Raw genomic sequence first — 917 nt, 5'->3', positions numbered from 1 at the left:
ATATGTGGTGACCGCATTATTAACTTATATACTTTTTGCACGTGCCAGGGCATGAACAACCTGGCCGCTGCCGCAGCCCATTACGATAATCATCGCGACTGCGGCACTTTTAGTTAGTCCTGCTGAAGATCAGTCGACTCTGCTGCCTCAAACTTCCTCATCGCAGCGACTGCCTCTTCCTGCTTTTGATTCCAGATACTGCAAGCAGGCATTTCAACTCGCACGCTAACGAACTGGTCTTTCGGAATATCGATAGGTTCACCATCGGTGAGACCAGTTATTTCGTTACGGGCGAACGCTGGCGCTGCCGGGTGCGTTCGGTGATATGTTTTTACCAAAATTGAGCCATCGGCATTAACTTCATAATCGAGCCAAACCAGCGGCTGCTTGTTGCGGTCTGTAGGGATATCAAAACCGCCTTCTATGCCTCCCCACGCGGCGTCAGCGTTTAGGCCTATGCATCCCTCAATAAGGTATTCACCTAATCCTATTCGGGTTACGGCACACCCTTCAGATTCATCATTTAATTGAAAAGCACCACTACTTAAAATGCGCACTACTGGTGAAGCAACTTTAATTGTTCCATCGCTTGCGGTTGTTGTATTTCGATTACTGTAATGTACGGCAACTTTTACACCACCACCTGCACTATATGTTCGACCAATCAGGGTCGCGTTTCCATCCCCAAGTAAATATTGATAGTTTCGGGCATTGAGGTAGTTGATAGTAACACCTCCACCAAATGTACTAAACGCACTCCCCCCGCCATATATAAAAAACTGACTTGGTCCTGTTAATGATAAAAACTGCGCATCCGTCATGCTGATTGCCGGAGTGCCTACTCCAAAGGCGCCAACCGGCATCACATTGCCACTATCTGTTCCAGCATCTCTCGTAGCACTACTTCCTAAACCGAG

1 protein-coding gene is annotated in these 917 nt (G+C 47.7%); it reads right to left on the bottom strand.

Features of this window, described 5'->3' with window-relative positions; translation table 11 throughout:
• Positions 1 to 113: 113 nt before the first annotated feature.
• Positions 114 to 917: phage tail fiber protein (locus tag ACWWFX_RS25280; protein WP_473225107.1), on the bottom strand; the 804-nt coding region annotated here is incomplete at its 5' end.

This window comes from Pseudocitrobacter sp. 2023LY-00077 (assembly GCF_055796175.1).
Note: the sequence above shows the minus strand (reverse complement) of the source record. Positions and strands in the feature narration are given on the sequence as shown.